This window comes from Brevibacillus sp. FW301-21C12A (assembly GCF_058788915.1).
Map to the genome: position 1 here is coordinate 39,698 of NZ_JBYTBG010000015.1, position 16,568 is coordinate 56,265.

At 54.6% G+C, this 16,568-nt stretch carries 18 protein-coding genes; 9 read left to right on the plus strand and 9 right to left on the minus strand.

The genetic code is table 11. The annotated features are described in order from the left end of the window. Positions 1-68 precede the first annotated feature (68 nt). Both AC3WQH_RS11815 and AC3WQH_RS11820 read left to right on the plus strand, forming a co-directional pair. Positions 69-578 carry an FkbM family methyltransferase gene (locus AC3WQH_RS11815; protein WP_492332052.1) on the plus strand — a complete coding sequence of 170 codons (510 nt, stop codon included), beginning with the start codon at positions 69-71 and terminating at the stop codon, positions 576-578. A gap of 249 nt (positions 579-827) precedes the next feature. Further along, a complete protein-coding gene (locus tag AC3WQH_RS11820; RefSeq protein ID WP_005830053.1) occupies positions 828-1,709 on the plus strand; it encodes a YitT family protein in 882 nt (293 codons plus the stop codon). A gap of 71 nt (positions 1,710-1,780) precedes the next feature. Here AC3WQH_RS11820 and AC3WQH_RS11825 read toward each other — a convergent pair whose 3' ends face one another. Both AC3WQH_RS11825 and AC3WQH_RS11830 read right to left on the minus strand, forming a co-directional pair. Then, entirely contained in the window at positions 1,781-3,538 is a 1,758-nt protein-coding gene (locus AC3WQH_RS11825; RefSeq protein ID WP_007779511.1) for a sensor histidine kinase, read from the minus strand. Continuing rightward, positions 3,535-4,257 (minus strand): response regulator transcription factor, encoded by a 723-nt coding sequence (locus AC3WQH_RS11830; protein ID WP_005830049.1) that lies wholly within the window; start codon positions 4,255-4,257, stop codon positions 3,535-3,537. Before AC3WQH_RS11830 ends, AC3WQH_RS11825 begins: the two co-directional genes overlap by 4 nt. Before the next feature lie 137 nt (positions 4,258-4,394). On the opposite strand from AC3WQH_RS11830, the gene AC3WQH_RS11835 reads away from it, so the two are divergent. The 3 genes from AC3WQH_RS11835 to AC3WQH_RS11845 are packed head-to-tail and all read left to right on the plus strand — an operon-like array spanning position 4,395 to position 6,162. Beyond that, positions 4,395-5,078, plus strand: coding sequence for an ABC transporter permease (locus AC3WQH_RS11835; RefSeq protein WP_007779505.1), 684 nt, complete (start codon positions 4,395-4,397; stop codon positions 5,076-5,078). After that, positions 5,078-6,013 carry an ABC transporter ATP-binding protein gene (locus AC3WQH_RS11840; protein ID WP_429787755.1) on the plus strand — a complete coding sequence of 312 codons (936 nt, stop codon included), beginning with the start codon at positions 5,078-5,080 and terminating at the stop codon, positions 6,011-6,013. Before AC3WQH_RS11835 ends, AC3WQH_RS11840 begins: the two co-directional genes overlap by 1 nt. Further along, a complete protein-coding gene (locus AC3WQH_RS11845; RefSeq protein ID WP_007779499.1) occupies positions 5,989-6,162 on the plus strand; it encodes a hypothetical protein in 174 nt (57 codons plus the stop codon). Before AC3WQH_RS11840 ends, AC3WQH_RS11845 begins: the two co-directional genes overlap by 25 nt. A 313-nt stretch (positions 6,163-6,475) precedes the next feature. Here AC3WQH_RS11845 and AC3WQH_RS11850 read toward each other — a convergent pair whose 3' ends face one another. Continuing rightward, a complete protein-coding gene (locus AC3WQH_RS11850; protein WP_274388545.1) occupies positions 6,476-7,180 on the minus strand; it encodes an HAD family hydrolase in 705 nt (234 codons plus the stop codon). A gap of 148 nt (positions 7,181-7,328) precedes the next feature. Here AC3WQH_RS11850 and AC3WQH_RS11855 point away from each other — a divergent pair, with 148 nt between their 5' ends. Next, positions 7,329-7,829 carry a hypothetical protein gene (locus tag AC3WQH_RS11855; protein ID WP_025845431.1) on the plus strand — a complete coding sequence of 167 codons (501 nt, stop codon included), beginning with the start codon at positions 7,329-7,331 and terminating at the stop codon, positions 7,827-7,829. A gap of 59 nt (positions 7,830-7,888) precedes the next feature. Here AC3WQH_RS11855 and AC3WQH_RS11860 read toward each other — a convergent pair whose 3' ends face one another. Beyond that, positions 7,889-8,299, minus strand: coding sequence for an acyl-CoA thioesterase (locus AC3WQH_RS11860; RefSeq protein ID WP_005830039.1), 411 nt, complete (start codon positions 8,297-8,299; stop codon positions 7,889-7,891). 153 nt (positions 8,300-8,452) lie between these two features. On the opposite strand from AC3WQH_RS11860, the gene AC3WQH_RS11865 reads away from it, so the two are divergent. From AC3WQH_RS11865 to AC3WQH_RS11875, 3 genes are all read left to right on the plus strand, one after another. Beyond that, positions 8,453-8,869 (plus strand): DinB family protein, encoded by a 417-nt coding sequence (locus tag AC3WQH_RS11865; protein WP_492332053.1) that lies wholly within the window; start codon positions 8,453-8,455, stop codon positions 8,867-8,869. Between the two features lie 22 nt (positions 8,870-8,891). Further along, complete coding sequence (locus AC3WQH_RS11870; RefSeq protein ID WP_492332054.1) at positions 8,892-9,416, plus strand: GNAT family N-acetyltransferase; 525 nt, start codon at positions 8,892-8,894, stop codon at positions 9,414-9,416. A gap of 143 nt (positions 9,417-9,559) precedes the next feature. Then, positions 9,560-10,468 carry a DMT family transporter gene (locus AC3WQH_RS11875; RefSeq protein ID WP_005830035.1) on the plus strand — a complete coding sequence of 303 codons (909 nt, stop codon included), beginning with the start codon at positions 9,560-9,562 and terminating at the stop codon, positions 10,466-10,468. A gap of 188 nt (positions 10,469-10,656) precedes the next feature. Here AC3WQH_RS11875 and AC3WQH_RS11880 read toward each other — a convergent pair whose 3' ends face one another. The 5 genes from AC3WQH_RS11880 to brnQ all read right to left on the minus strand — a co-directional run bounded on the left by AC3WQH_RS11880 (position 10,657) and on the right by brnQ (position 16,528). Further along, a complete protein-coding gene (locus AC3WQH_RS11880) occupies positions 10,657-11,673 on the minus strand; it encodes a S66 family peptidase (protein WP_005830033.1) in 1,017 nt (338 codons plus the stop codon). 579 nt (positions 11,674-12,252) lie between these two features. Further along, positions 12,253-12,651: a hypothetical protein gene (locus tag AC3WQH_RS11885; protein ID WP_081494685.1), complete on the minus strand. Its 399-nt coding sequence runs from the start codon at positions 12,649-12,651 to the stop codon at positions 12,253-12,255. A gap of 152 nt (positions 12,652-12,803) precedes the next feature. After that, the gene (locus AC3WQH_RS11890; protein ID WP_005830031.1) at positions 12,804-14,255 is read right to left on the minus strand and encodes a sensor histidine kinase; all 1,452 of its coding nucleotides are present in this window, start codon (positions 14,253-14,255) and stop codon (positions 12,804-12,806) included. Continuing rightward, positions 14,255-14,950: a response regulator transcription factor gene (locus AC3WQH_RS11895; protein ID WP_005830029.1), complete on the minus strand. Its 696-nt coding sequence runs from the start codon at positions 14,948-14,950 to the stop codon at positions 14,255-14,257. The genes AC3WQH_RS11890 and AC3WQH_RS11895 overlap by 1 nt, the downstream gene beginning before the upstream one ends. Positions 14,951-15,172: 222 nt before the next feature. Further along, positions 15,173-16,528, minus strand: a complete 1,356-nt coding sequence (gene brnQ, locus AC3WQH_RS11900) for a branched-chain amino acid transport system II carrier protein (RefSeq protein WP_197187280.1) — start codon at positions 16,526-16,528, stop codon at positions 15,173-15,175. Positions 16,529-16,568: the final 40 nt, after the last annotated feature.

Here is a 16,568-nt window from a genome sequence, read left to right on the forward strand (position 1 = left end):
CTTTTGCCATGCCGTAATGAAAGCAACACGTCTCAAAACGTCCTGCTGTACATAATCTGTAATGTATTTTGCAAAACCACCAAGGAGGTAATTCCCGGATTTTTCACGATCGGGTTCACGCCTATCCGCTGGCTGCCTTTTCCCGGCCGTCCCGCATCGCGTTCTACGCCTCCCGCCGCTTCCTCGGCAACAGCTCCCTGCACCAGCACAGCGCAGACTACCACAAGCACTACAAGGACGAATTTGACTGTATCGAAGCAGAAGCCGCTGCCGTCGATGAGCTTATCCGTGCCGACGAGCGCGTCGACTTTGTCAAAATCGACATTGAAGGCGGCGAGTATCAGGCTTTTCTCGGCATGGAAAGAATCATCGCGAAGCAGGCGAAAACCGTCGTTTTTGAACTGAACCACCATATGCTCCAGGCGGATTGGGAGCCGTTTGCCCAGCTTTTGCACGACTATCGGCAGACGTTTGCCAAGCGCTTTTTCGTCCTCGATGCAACAGGGGCCACCGTCGAGATCGACCTCGACATCGTGCTTGCTACCAGGGAGTGCCCGTATCTGGTCATGTCAGACTGATCTGCCAGACGCCAAATTTTGGCGCGCAGCACAAAATCGTCCTCGCCTGCTTTCGGCGCCGCTTTCCAGACTAGACTGGCGAGCGCTTGCGTCCAGGCCATCCCGTGCAAGCTGCGTGCCTTCTCCCATATTTCATTATCCATATCAGATTTTGCTATTTTTTTCGTATAATGTGCAATTGAGCAGTAGTCAATCAAAAATGAATGTTATAATAAGAGAGTAGAAAATTTCACAATGGGGAGAGAAACGATGGAACAACAAAATGCAATTTCGACTCATCAAAAATTACCCATTGGAAAGTTGCTGAAGAGAATCTTCTTTATTCTCGTCGGTGCTTCCCTTGTATCGGTAGCTTTGGAGATTTTCCTCGTGCCGAACAAGATCATCGACGGAGGAATTGTAGGTATCTCCATCATTGCCTCGCATCTCACTTCTCTTTCTCTTGGCATTTTCCTGTTCTTGCTTAATCTGCCTTTTCTCATAATCGGATATAAGCAAATCGGAAAGACGTTCGCTATTTCCACGCTGTTTGGGGTCAGTGTCATGTCCGTGGGTACGATGCTGTTGCACGAAGTCCCTGGCTTGACGGATGATCCGCTGTTGGCAGCCGTGTTTGGCGGCATTATTTTGGGAATTGGCGTAGGGCTCGTCCTGCGTTACGGCGGCTCTCTGGATGGTACGGAAATCATTGCGGTACTGTTTAACAAAAAGTCTCCGTTCTCCGTTGGTGAGATCGTCATGTTTATCAACCTATTCATTTTGAGCAGTGCCGGATTCGTATTCGGTTGGGATCGCGCGATGTACTCGCTGATCGCCTATTACATTGCTTTCAAAATGATCGATCTGACCATCGAAGGCTTCCAGGAATCCAAGTCGGTCTGGATTATTAGCGACAATCACAAGGCATTGGGAGACGCCATCGTTGCCCGTCTGGGACGCGGTGTCACCTATTTGAAAGGTGAGGGTGGCTACACCGGCGATGACAAGAAAGTCATTTTCTGCATCATCACCCGTCTGGAAGAGGCCAAGCTGAAGCTGATCGTGGAAGAAATCGACCCGAGTGCCTTCCTCGCAGTCGGCAACATCCACGACGTGCGCGGCGGACAATTCAAGAAAAACGCCATTCACTAGGCAAATAAAAAAGGTGTCGTCTGCACGGGCAGCGGCACCTTTTTTGTATTCGCGCTCCGACTTGGAACAGCTCACTGTCCGGCTGGCTGGCACGGAAAGGTCATGACAACCTCCGTTCCTTTTCCCGGCTGGCTTTTGACGTCGATTTGCCCTCCGTGCGCGATGACGAGCTGCTTCGCAATCGCCATTCCCAATCCTGTCCCGCTCGTGTCCTCCTCGGTATGGCCTCCGCGGTAATAGCGCTCGAACAAGTTTGCCAACGTTTTTTCATCCATCCCCGGGCCGTTGTCCGCAATCCGGACAACAAAGCTGTCTGGTGCTGCGAGGCTAACCTCTACGCGCACAGCCGTCCCTTTCGGCGTATGCCGGATCGCATTCGTCAAAATGTTGATGATGATTCGCGAAAACCATTTCGGATCGACCATCGCGACTATTTTTTCCTCGCGCGCCTCAAACCCGATATCGTGCCCGGCTGCGTCCGGCTCGTTGACCAGGTCAGCCGTAATGCGGCGGATCGCCTCCACGACCGGGACGGGTTCCTTGACCATGGACAGCGCGTGGTTTTTCAGGCGGTACGTCAGGTTCAAGTCTTCAATCAGGCCGTTCATGTAGTCTGCCTTTTCCCGGATCGTCCGGCCAAACTGGCTGACTTCCCCTCTGCCCCACTCGTACTGCTCCGACTCCAGCATCGTCGCATAGCCGAAAATCGAGCTGAGCGGCGTCTTCAGGTCGTGGGAAAGCCCGGATATCCATTCCTCGCGCGTCCTCTCCACGTCCTTTTGCCGTTCCTCATTCGCCTGCAGCGTATGGCTGAGCTTCGCCAGCGCGTCAAAAATGTCCTGAAAGACGGCAAACGACTTCTTGCGCTTCCCTTTTCGCGTCGTCCCGACACGCCGTCCGTTTTTTCCTGTCGGCTCTGCATAGCGCCCCTGCGCCAGATTGCCCAGCCAGTTCACCATGTGCAACAGCGGCTTCCCGATGCGCAGCGCATACCAACTGCCTGCGACCAGCACGGACACGATCAGAATAATCCCCACCTGCCAAAAAGTGTCCGCGATCATGCTGTCGACAGACTCTGCGGCAGCTCCGGGACGGTACCACGGATTCGCCATACCGACTACGTACGTAAGCCCGCTCTCCTTGTCGTAACGGCTGACGGTAAAGTCCGGAGTATTTCTGTTTTCGTTTTCCATCTGCAACAGTTGGATCAAGTCGAGTTGCTCGGCCATCTGTGGCGCGTTGTACTGTCCGCTGAGCCGCCCTTGCCGATCATAGACGGCGTACCACGCCTTTTCCCGGGAAAAGCTCTGCGCCAGCTCGGCCGGGACAGCCGCACCGTTGGCAGGCTTCGCTGCGAGCAGTTTTGCCATCAAGGCATTTTCCGGCGCGGGTGCTCCGTACAACACGATTGCTTTTTTGTTTGTGTTTGCCTCCGGCAGATCCACTACCCAATGCTTCACGTGGTAGAGAGCGCTCTCGTCATTTTGCGCCTGCGCGATCCACTCTCCAGGCTCGTACTCCTGCGGAACATTGTCCGGCGTGCGGTACGCGTACAGCAGCTTGCCGTTGCGGTCGATGATTTGCAGCCAGCCGTTGTGGCTGTCGACACTTTTTCGTACCCGGTCGTTGACGCTGACTTTTCCCTGCTCGTATTCAAGCTGCATTTGCAGGTCGGAAGCCACCAGGCGCGACAAGTCTGCCTCCATCTCCTCGTTCATCAGCCGAATGCCCAAAAGAACCAGCGACACGATCAGGCACAGGAGCAGCACCAGCAAAAAGCCGAAAAACTGGCGGACGTATTGCAGAATCAGTTTTTTGCGCAGGTTCATGCCTGTCTCCCTGGCGTCACCAGCTTGTAGCCCAACCCTCTTACAGTAAGCAAATACTTGGGCTGTCCCGGATTTTCCTCGATTCGCTGGCGGAGCTTGTGGATGTGCACCATCACTGTATTTTCATCAAACAATCCGTACTCGTCCTTCCAGACGTGATCGTATATTTGCTCTTTGGTGAACACGCGGTTTGGATGCTGGCAAAAAAACACGAGCAAGGAAAACACCTGCGCCGGGCAGTCCACCTGCTCGCCGCCTACGATCAGCTCGGCAGCATCCGCATTGACCTGGAAACGGCCGAAGTCGTAAATTTTTGGCTCCGGGGGTGCGGCAGGAGCGGCCATTCCCATTGTCCGGCGCAGGTGGGCCTTCATCCGGGCGACGACCTCAAGCGGGTGAAACGGCTTCGTAATATAATCGTCAGCCCCGTGGGCAAAGCCGCTCAGCTTGTCAAAATCCGTTCCTTTCGCCGTCAGGAAAAAAATCGGCGCCTTCGTGCGCTGGCGAACGGCGGAGCATAGCTCGAAGCCGTTTTTGTCCGGCAGCATCACATCGAGAATCAGCAAATCATAGCGGCGCTCCTCTACCAATCGCAACGCCTGCTCTGCTCGCGTGCACGTATCTATGTAAACGAAGCCTTCTTTTTGCAGCACCGTTTTCAGCATGTGCAAAATCGCTTCCTCGTCGTCTACCAGCAAGATTTTCGCTTCTTTTTCCACGTTCTCACTCCCTTTTTCTCCTTCATCATATCACGGGCGAGGGGCGGCTACGAAAAAGATAAGGTAATGGTAAGGTTGCGGTTTCGTACAGGAAAGATTCGTCGCTTATGCTGAAAGGGAAAGGAGCGATCACGCTTATGTGGGCTATTTGCAGGCACGAATATGTTCGATTGTTTAAAAGCATCAAGTCATTGATTACGATCGCCTTTATCGTCGGCGTATCGTATTGGGTTTCCGATCTGGTCAATCGGGCGGCGGCTTTTGTCCCGGCACAGGATCTGGCGCAGGGGCACGCCCTCGGTATTTTTACACTGATTATGCTCCTGGGGCCGCTGTTCGTATTCAGCTTGTCCCATGACGTCATCAACCGCGAGCTGGCGGGGCGGACGATGCGGTTTCTCGTCACGCGCACGTCCCGGAACCAGATTGTCCTCGGGAAATTTCTCGGGGTCGTCTGCTTCTGGCTGAGCTGTCTTGCGATTACGTTCGGCGTGGTGCTGGTCACTGTCCATACGTTTGACGGCAAAACCTTTTGGCAGTGCCTGTCGCTGCTCGTCTATTGCATCTCGCTGGCGCTCTTGCTCTCGCTTGTGGTCCCTCGGCCGAGCTACACAATGTTTCTCGGCATCGTCGCCGCGATGCTTCTGCCTGGACTCGGATTGTGGAGCACCTTCTCCGACCATCCGGCCGCTCAGTGGATCGCCTATTTGACCCCGTTTGTGTTTATGGAAAAAGGCGGCGCCTGGATCGGGTTTATCTGGCTCTATGCCGCTCTGTTTCTCGGCGCTTCCATGTACTTGTTCCAAAGGAGAGATTGTTGATGGCCGTCATTGAAACGCTGCAATTGAGCAAACGCTTCGGCGATCGCACCGTTGTCGATCAGGTGAGCTTATCCGTGCGAGGCGGAGAAATTTTCGGGTTTCTGGGGAGAAACGGGGCGGGGAAGTCTACGTTTATCAACATGCTGACAGGCATCATCCGCCCGAGCTCGGGCAGTATCCGGATGTTCGGCCACGATGTCCAGACGGAAGACTGGAAGCGACGCATTGGCGTGTTGCCCGATTATTCCACCTTTTACGACTCTCTGTCTGCTGCGGATCACCTGCGCTATTTCGCCCGCGTCAAAAAAGTTGGACTGACGCATGAGGACTGCATGCGCATCCTCGACGCCGTAGAGCTTGGCGAACACGCTGCGCGCAAAGCCAAAACGTTTTCCTTCGGGATGAAAAAGAAGCTGGGCATTGCCCAGGCAATGGTCGGCGACCCGGAGATTTTGTTCCTCGACGAGCCGACCTCCGGCGTTGACGTCGAGTCAGCCCTGCACATTCAGGAGCTGCTGTTGCGCTTGCATCAGCAAGGCAAAACGATTTTCATGACCTCGCACAACTTGCACGAGGTAGAGAAAATTTGCACCCGCATCGCGATTATGAAAAGCGGCAAGATCGCTTCAGAAGGCAGCCTCACCGAACTGCAGGCCGCCCAGCAAGCCTGGCGGCAGGTCCAGGTGCGCCACTCCGCCTTTTCCGCAGAAGAACAAGCCGCGCTGCGCGCCTTTGTCGAGTCGCTGAGCCGCAACATCCGTTGGGGAGAAGGCCGCTTCCAGCTTCAGGTAGATGAGGAGCAAAAGGTGGCCGCATTGGTGTGCGCCCTCGTGCAAGCGCGTGTGGACATTTACGGCGTGAACGTCGATGTGCCCTCTCTGGAAAAATATATTTATGCAGGAGGATGGGGATGTCTAGTGGAGTTTTTACGCTGATTCTGGCGACAGTGTTGGCGTATCGGCTGATATTTGGAAATGGCGAGTGGACTGTTTCGATGTATATCGTCTGCGGGCTGCTCGCGGTCAATCTGGCCTGGGCGGCAAAGCGGTGGAGCGAGCGGAAAGCTGCGCGGCGAGGGGAATAGAAAAAGACAGCTCTTGACCCGGCTGTAGCGAAAACACGCGCAAGCTGCGGTTGGCAGGGTGGCGATTTCGTTGGCGGAGGGAAAGAGCTGTCTTTTTGGGGGAGGTTGTTGATGGGGGGTGTAAATGCTGGCTACGAGTGAGTATAGCTACTGTTGTGGGCCGTCGATCTGTCGTAAGTTTTACTACAGGCTACTGCTGCAGCCCGTCGCTGCTGTCGCAAGTTTACTACTGGCTACTGCTGTGGCTGGCGCTGCTGGCACAAGTTTACTACTGGCTACTGCTGCGGTCCGACGCTACTGTCACAACTCCACACTACAAATACGCTGGCAACTGCTCCAGCCGTTCGATAACGGCCAGCGGCTGATGAGCAGAAGTGGCCTTTTTCCCACGTGGATTCAGCCAGACAGCGGAAAACCCCGCATCAATAGCTCCTGCCACATCCGCTTCCCATGTATCGCCAACAAACAGCACCTCGCTGCTCGCCACGCCGAATCGCTCTTGCGCCGCCGCATAAATCCGCGGGTCCGGCTTATGGTAGCCGAGCAGCTCGGAAATCACCACCCGCTCTTGCGGGAAGTAAGCAGACAGCCCCAAACGCTCCAGCTTGATAAACGCCATGTCTACCGGACCATTGGTGACGATGCCAAGCTTATGCTCCTCTGCCAGCTTCGCGATGACAGCCTGCACAGCCGGATCAGGCTGGACGGCCTCGAGGCAAGCCGCCTGGTAAGTCCGCTGGAAATCGTCAGCCTCTTCTACTGCGATCGTGCGGTTTAAGTCGGCCATGGCCCTCTGCAGGCGCAACTGGCGATACTGCGTAAAATCGTACTTTTTCGCTATAACATCCACCCACAGATCGTCTCCGTGGCGGCGCAACGCCGCAAGCAGCTCCGCGCCGTCCAGGTCAGTCGTGAGTGCATGTGTGGCAATCGTCTGCTGCATCCCTTTTTCCCAGCAAGCAGAAAAATCAAACAGCGTATCGTCGAGATCAAACAATATCGTGCTGAATCGAGACAAGATGGTCACTTCCTCTTCCCTGTTTTCCTCCATTTTTCCTCTAAAAAATATCTGCGTGAGCCGCTGTCTTTTGCTAAGATCATTGTAACGGATTATCGGCGTCACCATAACAATTTTGGCACATTTTACGAAAAAGGAGGCTGACGGTATGTCAGAAGAAAAAATCGACCAACTGCTGGAAGGAATGAATGAGCTTCGTTTGGTTACGCGCGCCATTTTGGACAGGCAGGACGAGACAGACGCCAAGCTGGAAGCTTTAACGATGGAGGTGCATCAGCTTAAAGGTGAGGTCGCTGAGCTGAAGCATGATGTAGCTGTGCTCAAGCAGGACGTGGCTGAGCTGAAGCATGATGTAGCTGTGCTCAAGCAGGACGTGGCTGAGTTGAAGCATGATGTAGCTGTGCTCAAGCAGGACGTGGCTGAGTTGAAGCATGAGGTGGCCGTACTCAAGCAGGATGTTGCCGAGTTAAAGCAAGATGTCAACGTGCTCAAACAGGACGTGGCTGAACTAAAACAAGACGTCGCCCTGCTCAAACAGGACATGGCAGATGTCAAAGACGGCCAGGACCGCCACGAACGCGTGCTGGAAACGCTTGCCCTGCGTGCGCTGGAGTGGAATGCGTTTCGCCTCGACCAACTGCGCAAGTAAGCGTGCAGGCAAGGCAGGAGGCAAGTGACCATCGTCCATTGCCCCCATTGCATCGAAGGTTATGTGGCTGCCAGCTCTTTTTCCAACGCGGCTTTCAATTCATCCGGCAGCGCGACCGACCGTCTCGTGTTCGCATCGATCATGACCATTGTGACATCGGCGTCTGCGGCCAGCACGTCCTCGCTGTTGTACAGCTCATGGCGAATCACGAAGCTTTTTTCTCCAACCCGCAGCGCAGTCGTAAGCGCGTACACCTCTTCGCGCATATGCAGCTCTTTTCGATAGTTGATATTGATATTGACAACCACAGGCATTACGGCCCGCCGCTTCAATTCATCGAGCGTAAATCCCAGTTGCCAGATCCAGTCAAACCTCGCCCACTCCATGTACTCCAAATATTTGGCATTGTTCACATGACCGATGACATCAATATCCGTAGATTGCACGGTAAACGCAAAGCGATGGGCCATCTCTCTCACTCCTTGGACTGTTTCTTCCAGTATAACGAATATCGGTAACTGAGTGAATATTCATTCAAAATATTCCAAACGATTCTGCTGGTCTTTCCCTCTGTTTCTCCTATAATAAAAGAAAAGAACAAGCGATCTGGAAAGGATGGCTGGATGTTTGAGCAGGAACTGCTGCCTTCGCTGCAAACGGCCCGCTCCCGTTACATGGACGCGCCGGCCAATCTGCAGGCTGACGAGCTTCCCTTAAAGCTCGCCCCGGGCTCTAATTCCATCGGCTTTTTGATTCGCCATATCGCCGAAGTCGAGTATCGGTTCTGTCTGATGTTTTTTCAGCGTCCACTCCCTTCCGACATCTCGTTGAGCACCATCGGCCCGGTCAAAGACGAAGGGAACTTCACCGATCTGGCGGCGCTTCTCGCCATCTGTGAAGCCTCGTACCGCCATCTGGTCGACTCTCTCGCTGCGCTGCCGCCCGAAGCATGGGATGTTCCGTGCGAAGCTCCAATCGGCATCCTGACTCCCCGTCAGGCACTCGGACGCCTGGCTATCACGGCGGACAGATCGGGCTGATTCGCAAATACGGAGGGACCAAATGACACTGAAGCTCACCGGGGAAAGGCTCGCCATCCGCGAATTGCAGCGCGCAGAGCTGCCGTTTGTGCTGGAGGTGTACAACAGCAACCCCGGGTACAACCTGCTGCGCCACAACGTCAGCACCATGACTCTCAGCGAGCTGGAAGCGGAGTACGATTCGACGCTTGCCATTCCCCAGGGATATTGGCTGCTTTTGGCCGTAGAAGGGACACCCGTTGGCGTGATGCACGTCGTCCTCGCAAGCGATAGCGAGCCGAAAAGCTGGATCAGCCTGCTCGTCTTGCACGCTTCCTGGCAGAAAAAAGGACTGGGTAAAGAAGCGGTGAAGCTGTTCGAGAGCTTCTGCGCCGTACACGGCACCCGGCACATCCACCATGGAGTCATCGCGCATAATGAGCCCGCTCTGCGCTTTTGGGGCAGGCTCGGCTACGAACAGTATCGCCAGGTGGAAGCGCCCGTTGGACTGCTGACGCAGCCAGTGCTTTTGGTCGCAAAATGGCTTGACTCCCCATCTGAGCCATAAGGAGGTGAACCGCAATGAAGCGTCGCCTGTTCGAATGTGATGTACCTGTCCTCGCCTAGTCGGTGAGGAAGCGGTTTTTCTAACGGCCTCCCGGCTAACAAGCCTGACTGTACCATTCAGATTCATTCCGGGAGGGACTATTCATGTCGCATTCACAATGGAAGCAATCGTTACTCGGCGCCATTTGCCTGACTCTCGCTGCCGCAATTTGGGGTGGCGTCTACGTCGTGAGCAAAGTCGTGCTGGACGTCATTCCGCCGTTTACGCTTTTGATCTTGCGCTTCGGCATCGCGCTGATCGTTTTGGGGGCTTTCGCTCTCGCTCGCAGAGAAACCGTCCTGAAAAAAGATTATCCGCTGCTGATGACCATTGCCTTTGTCGGGGTCACCATCTCAATCGCGGCGCAATTTCTCGGCACGAAGCTCTCGACCGCGCATATGGGCGCGCTGATTACTTCCGCTTCCCCTGCTTTTATCGCCATTTTCGCGGTTTGGCTGCTCAAAGAGAAAATCCACTTCAAGCAGGCAACAGGCATTTTGCTTGCAACCGTGGGCGTCATCATCGTCATCGGCGTGCCGGACCAGGCGGACGCCCAGTCGTCTCTGACAGGCAACCTGATTCTGCTCGTGGCAGCGGTAAGCTGGGGGCTTTACACCGTCCTCAGCAAAAAAGCGACGCAGCGTTATTCCTCTCTGCTCGTCACAACGTACGTGGCCTTGTTTGGTCTCGTCTTCACCAGCCCTGTCATGGTCTGGGAACTGTCTGTCACGCCTGTCTCCTGGCAGTTTGGCTGGGAGATTTGGGCCGGTGTGCTGTACATCGGACTCATCTCGACAGCCGGGGCGTTTTACCTGTGGAACAAAGGCTTCGAACTGATGCAGGCGGGCAGTGGGGCAGGTTTCTTCTTCGTCCAGCCGATCGTCGGCGCATTTCTGGGCTGGCTTCTGCTGCACGAGCACCTGGGCGTCAGCTTTTTCGTCGGAGCGGCCTTTATTTTTCTCGGCGTAGCCCTGTCGAATCTGCACAAGCGCGAATCGTCGGAAAGCAATTGACGTTTTCAGACGGGTAAGACCGTTACGAGCTTGAGTAAACATGGCTTCATCCATTTTTACGCGAAGCCCTTCGCCCCCCTTGTCCCTACACAGCGCGAACGAACGTTTACAAACTCGTATCGCCTACTCGAAAAAAGGACAGCAGACTTCCTGCTGTCCTTCTCTATATGCCACTATCTAGCCCACCACTACGGACAAAAAGTCTGCGTCACCCGCGGCCTTTCCCCGGTCATGTCGATCTCGGCGCGCGCTCCGTTTACAAACGTCATCTGCGGAGGCACATGCCCACAGTCGATGTCGTACAGGATCGGTACCCGCAGCTCTGCGGCCAGCTCCTGATATACATCTTCTGCTGTATAGCCGTCTACGGGTTGATTCGCTGCGCTGCGCCCAAACATGATCCCGGCGCAATGCTCGAACCAGCCTGCCAACTTCATCTGTACAAGCGACCTGCGCAAATCGGCAGTCGACAGCTCGCAATTTTCCAGGTACCAGACGATCGGTTCGTTCTGAATCCGCTCTCGTTGAAACCGCCGGACATCTCCGTAAGGCGTCCCGACGACGTGGCGGATGACGTCAATGCAGCCGCCAAGCAGCCGTCCTGTCAGTTTTAGCGGTGCGGCTTCAGTCGATTTCCAGCGGGTCGGCTCTGTGAGGTGAAAAACAACCGGAGTGGGCTTGTCATGCTGCCATTGCGCCTGGTAGAGAGCCGATGCCTCCTGCACAACCTGCTCGCCTGCCCCAGTCGAAAGCACCGCCTCCCACTTGGCTGTCGTCTCATCCATGGACGTTCCGCGCAAATCGATCAGGTTGGCTCCGTGCGCGGTTGCCAGGCCCGTTTTCAGTGTAATGACAAAAAGCAGCAGGCTGACATCGGAGTAGCCGAGCACCCATTTGGCAGGTAAGGCTTCGAAATCAAGGTACTCAAGAATTTCAATCAGCAGCTCGCCGCCCCACGGCGGGATAATCAGATCAATGCTGTCGTCGCGGAGCAATGCGTTAAACTCGGCCGCACGGACTTTTGCCTCCGCAGACTTGGCTTTTTGCTGCGTCCAGGCTGTGTCCTTGCACACGGTCTGGTAGCCGCGCTCCTCCATCCGCCTGCAGGCGAGCTTGAGCAGCTCATGCAATTCGCCCGGCACCCCTGAGGACGGAGCAGTAACCCCGATCGTACTTCCTTTTTTCAAAGACGGATATGTAATCACGACAGTTTCCTCCCGCCAAACCGTTTTTTGTCTTGCTTGTCAGCCGCGCTATTGCAAAAGCGCATTGCTCGATGAGAAGCCAGAGAGTAGGCATGGGCCTACGCCAACATGACCTGGGCTTGCATTGCCTGACTTGAGCGTGCGTAACCTTACTTGGACTCACGTTGCCTGACTCGGGCTTGCGTAACCTGACAGGCGCTTACGTTGCCTGACTTGGGCTAGCGTAGCCTGACTAGAGCTTGTGGGCCTGCGAAACATGACATGACCCGCCAAACATAACCCGGGCAACGTAGCAAAACCCGGCCTTCCCCAACATTCCATGCATTTGAAACCGAAAATCACGAAGCTTACATCCCATGCGCTCACAGCACCAACGCATTCCCCGCCCCCTGTTGAAAACTACCCCCACTTTACAATAAATTCAACAAAAATTCCAATTGCAACATCTTTTCACACAAACGCCCCGATCAGAAAAAAGCAAAAAAAAGACGGCCTATAGCCGCCAAATATATATAAAACGGGAGGGAAGTAGAGGAGTTTCAACAAACGTTAACAAACGTGTTTCCAGTTGGCGAATCGTTACTGCTTGCTCGCGTCAGTCGAAGTCGACTGATCGGCAGATCCGCTGTTTTCCGTTCCAGTCGAACCAGTTGTGCCAGACGATGCGTCAGACTTGCTGTCTGAACTGCTGTCACTGGCTGGTGCATCAGCGCTTGCCGGGGCATCAGAAGAGGGGCCTGTGCTGTCCGAACCGCCTGTGGTCGTATCGGAGCTGTTTGCCGATGCATCTGGCGTCGATTGATCTTGCGAAACCGAGCTGTCGGTTGATTGTCCATTATCAGAAGAAGCCGGTGTCGTTTGGCTTGTGCCCTCTTGCTGCGTCGCTGGTTCAGGCGTCCCTGTTGTGCTGGAGCAGGCTACCAGGCTTCCAGACAGGAGCAATGCGACAGTTGCAATGGAAAACCATTTTTTATTCATGTTCATTCTCCTTTCATCCTTGGCTTTCGTGACCTTCTCGCCGTCACAAGTACATCGTAACGGGCAAAGATAACCATTCTGTAAGGAGAATAGGAGAATTTCATGATCCAATTATGAAAAAAGTATGACCATGACGCCAGCCAAGCTTTGGGTCATGACGATTGTTTCGCGGGCGGCGCCGTCATTTTCGGCAGCAGGATGGTAAATGTGCTTCCTTGTCCCGGCACGCTTTCCACGCTGCACTTGCCATCGTGCAGCTCGACCAACTCTTTGACGATGGCAAGGCCAAGACCTGTGCCTTTGTTGTTTTTCGAGCGGCCGCGATCCACCTTGAAAAACCGCTCCCAAATCCGGTTCAGATCGTCTGCGCCAATGCCCATGCCCGTATCCTGCACCTGGATGCACACCCATGGGTCCTGCAGTTTGGCCGTCATCCGGATTTCGCCCGCTGCCGTGAACTTGAGCGCATTTTTTACCAGGTTTTTCAAAATTTGCGCCACCCGATCCTTGTCCGCATAAATGCGCGGCAGTTCCTCTTCGACCTCGACTGTGAGCTGAAGCCCTTTTTCCTCCGCCTCCTGGCGGAAGGAAAAAGCGACCCGATTCATCACCTCTGCGACATCGACAGGGAACTTCGCGAGATTGACCTCGTTGTTTTCCAGCTTCATCAAATCCATCAGGTCATCGACCAGCCGATTGACCTGCATCGTCTCCGAATACATGACGGCGTAATATTTTTGCCGGGCCTCTTCGTCCTCTACCAGCCCGTCCTGCAGCGCCTCCAAAAAGCCTTGTATCGCTGTGAGCGGCGTGCGCAGCTCGTGGGACACATTGGCGAGAAAATCGTTGCGCACCTGCTCCAGATGGTGCCGTTCCTGCTCCACCTTTTCCAGCTTTTCTGCCATCGTGTTGATCGTCTGCGCCAAATCGGCAATTTCATCGTGCGTGTCTACCTGGACACGCTCCGCGTAGTTGCCCCTGCCGATCTCCGCCGCCGTCCGCTCGATCGTGCGCAGCGGCCGCGAGATCGACCAGGACAGGTAGGAAACCATCGCGGTAGACAGCACAACGCCAAACAGCGTCGCCCACAAAATCGACTCGCGCATTTGTCCGAATGTTTTTTCGATCCCTTCGATGGGAGCGTGCAGGATGATTCCTCCGTACACATTTTCGCCCTCGCCCCATGGAACGGAAACCGAGAGCATCGGGTCTTCCAGCCCTTCGATTTTCAGCTCGGAAATCGCATTTTTGCCTTTTAGCACGTTGTCGGCAATCGAAACCGCCACCGACTTTCCGGTGAACACCTCGTCCTTCATGGAGGTCGCGACAATTTTTCCTTCTTTATTGAACAGCCAGATTCGCGTGTCGAACGACTCATCGAGCATCGCCAGCTTGTCCAGGAGCGCCTTGTTCACTTTATTGCTGTTGTGAATCGCGACGTTGACCTTCTTCGCCATCCGCAACAGCTCTTCTTCCTTGGAGTTGTAAATATACTCCCGTGCGAAAAACGACAGCAAAATGCCGGAAATACCCAGACCGACCAGAACAGTCGACAAAAAGCTGAACAGCAGGCGGCGGAAAATGCTTTTGGAAGTACCGAGCATCAGGATTCCACCCCAAACTTGTAGCCGATCCCCCATACCGTGTGGATGCACTCGTAAGGAAGCTTATCCAGGCGTTGTCTGATCTTTTTGATATGAACATCAATCGTCCGGACATCTCCGAAGTAGTCGAATCCCCATACCTGCTCCAGCAACTGCTCGCGCGACCAGACGCTGCCCGGCGATTTCACCAGTTGCACGAGCAAATCAAATTCCTTCGGGCGAAAGCTGACCTTTTCTCCCGCGACGATCACCTCGCGCTTGTCGAGATCGATCGTGAGCTGATCGAAGCTGAAAATGCGCGGCGCGTCTTCCTCCACCTTTGGCTTCGGCTGCAGGCGGCGCATGATCGCCCTGATTCGCGCTACCAGCTCGCGCGGGCTGAACGGCTTGGTTACATAGTCATCCGCTCCCAGCTCCAGGCCGAGCACGCGGTCAAATTCCTCATCTTTTGCGGTTAGCATAATAATCGGTGTATCCCATTTTTTGCGAATTTCCCGACAAGCCTCAAAGCCGTCCATTTGCGGCATCATTACATCGAGAATCAGCACATCCGGCTGTTCGGTCTCTACAAGAGCAAGAGCTTCCCGCCCATCCTTGGCGACGACAAGCTCAATCTGTTGTTTTTCAAAATAAAGGCGAATAATTTCGCGTACATTTGGATCGTCATCAGCAACGAGGACCTTCATCTGGGTCATGGCTAACAACCTCCCTTCCTTTGAACGGCATGGGAAAATAGTGCCGTTTTTGCGACGCTACAGCTTTTTCCCATGGTAACACAGATCGCAAAAGTTGTGGACGGATAGAAGTCCTAACTGGCAGGGAATAGCAGGAAGTCTGCAAGAAAAACACGCCAAAAAACGCGCCAAACCTCAAGCGAGGCGGCGCGTTTTTTCCTTGTTTTTATGAATCTGCCAATGTTACACCTTGCCGAGCTTTTGCTCCAGCACTTCCTGCTTTGCTTTTCGTTCAGGGCGCAAGCTGCCCCAGAGGAAGCCGAGCAACGCGCCAGCAATTGCCGGAAGCAGCCAGCCGATGCCTTCCTTGTGCAGCGGCAAATGGTCCAGGATCGGAGCGAGCGCTGCGATCTTGATGCCCGCCGTCGCGAGTCCATCCAGCAGGCTGATGACCGCCGTAGCGATGATAGCGCCGCGATAGACTGCGGAGTATCCTTTGAACCATTGGTGGAAAAAGGACACGAGCATCAGCACGATCGCCAGCGGGTAAATCGCCATCAGCACCGGAACGGAAATGGCAATCAGTTGCGTAAGCCCTACGTTGGCAACTGCCGCGCTGAACACGCTCAAAATCACGGCCATCATCTTGTAGGAAGCGCCCGGAATACGCTCGGAGAAAAAGCGGCTGCAAGCGGTAACCAGACCGACAGAGGTCGTCAGGCAAGCGAGCGTGACCGCCCCGCCAAGCAGCAGCGTGCCGAGCGGACCAAACAGATGCAGGACTGCGCCAGTCAAAATTTGTCCGCCGTTAGCGGACTGTCCCAGCGAGTGGCTCGTTGCTCCCATATAGCCGAGCGCCAAATAGACAAGCCCCAGGCCGATTGCCGCAATCACCGCTGCCTTGATCGTCGACCAGGTCAGCTTTCTCGGATTGGTAATGCCTTTTTCCCGCACGGCGGCAGTCACGACGATCCCGAACACCATCGCGGCGAGCGCATCCAAGGTCAGGTAGCCTTCGACAAACCCTTTGAAAAACGCTGCGTGCTGGTAGTCGCCTGTCGGCGGTCCAACCTCGCCAATCGGCTGAGCCAGGGATGTGAAAAACATGACACCGATAATGACAAGCAGGGCAGGAGTCAATACTTTGCCGATCCGGTCGACCAGCTTGCTCGGATTGAGCGCCAGCCAGAAAGTGAGGGCAAAGTAAACAATCGTTGTAACGAACAGAGGAAGCGAGCTGTCCTTCATCGTCTCAGACAAAAACGGCAGGACACCCATTTCATACGTAACGGTACCCGTGCGCGGAATCGCCATGAACGGCCCGATCGACAAGTACACGATAAACGTAAACACCGTGGCAAAAACGGGATGCACTCTCCCCGCCAACGTTTGCAAATTGCCGCCGCCCAACCCGACGGCGATGACGCCAAGAAGCGGCAAGCCTACGCCCGTGACGATAAAACCGAGCATCGCGATCCACACATTTTCACCCGCTGCCTGTCCCAGCGCTGGCGGGAAAATCATGTTTCCTGCTCCGAAGAACAGGGCAAAAAGCATAAGACCGACAGTAATGATTTCTCTCGTTGAAAGCTCTCTCATGTTGTCCCTCTCTATATTTATTATTTTAATAAAATTTCCA

Coding starts and splice junctions, on each gene's coding strand:
- AC3WQH_RS11820 (WP_005830053.1), top strand. CDS start 828: ATGGAACAACAAAATGCAATTTCGACTCATCAAAAATTACCCATTGGA.
- AC3WQH_RS11825 (WP_007779511.1), bottom strand. CDS start 3,538: ATGAACCTGCGCAAAAAACTGATTCTGCAATACGTCCGCCAGTTTTTC.
- AC3WQH_RS11835 (WP_007779505.1), top strand. CDS start 4,395: ATGTGGGCTATTTGCAGGCACGAATATGTTCGATTGTTTAAAAGCATC.
- AC3WQH_RS11840 (WP_429787755.1), top strand. CDS start 5,078: ATGGCCGTCATTGAAACGCTGCAATTGAGCAAACGCTTCGGCGATCGC.
- AC3WQH_RS11845 (WP_007779499.1), top strand. CDS start 5,989: ATGTCTAGTGGAGTTTTTACGCTGATTCTGGCGACAGTGTTGGCGTAT.
- AC3WQH_RS11855 (WP_025845431.1), top strand. CDS start 7,329: ATGTCAGAAGAAAAAATCGACCAACTGCTGGAAGGAATGAATGAGCTT.
- AC3WQH_RS11860 (WP_005830039.1), bottom strand. CDS start 8,299: ATGGCCCATCGCTTTGCGTTTACCGTGCAATCTACGGATATTGATGTC.
- AC3WQH_RS11865 (WP_492332053.1), top strand. CDS start 8,453: ATGTTTGAGCAGGAACTGCTGCCTTCGCTGCAAACGGCCCGCTCCCGT.
- AC3WQH_RS11870 (WP_492332054.1), top strand. CDS start 8,892: ATGACACTGAAGCTCACCGGGGAAAGGCTCGCCATCCGCGAATTGCAG.
- AC3WQH_RS11875 (WP_005830035.1), top strand. CDS start 9,560: ATGTCGCATTCACAATGGAAGCAATCGTTACTCGGCGCCATTTGCCTG.
- AC3WQH_RS11885 (WP_081494685.1), bottom strand. CDS start 12,651: ATGAATAAAAAATGGTTTTCCATTGCAACTGTCGCATTGCTCCTGTCT.
- AC3WQH_RS11890 (WP_005830031.1), bottom strand. CDS start 14,255: ATGCTCGGTACTTCCAAAAGCATTTTCCGCCGCCTGCTGTTCAGCTTT.
- AC3WQH_RS11895 (WP_005830029.1), bottom strand. CDS start 14,950: ATGACCCAGATGAAGGTCCTCGTTGCTGATGACGATCCAAATGTACGC.
- brnQ (WP_197187280.1), bottom strand. CDS start 16,528: ATGAGAGAGCTTTCAACGAGAGAAATCATTACTGTCGGTCTTATGCTT.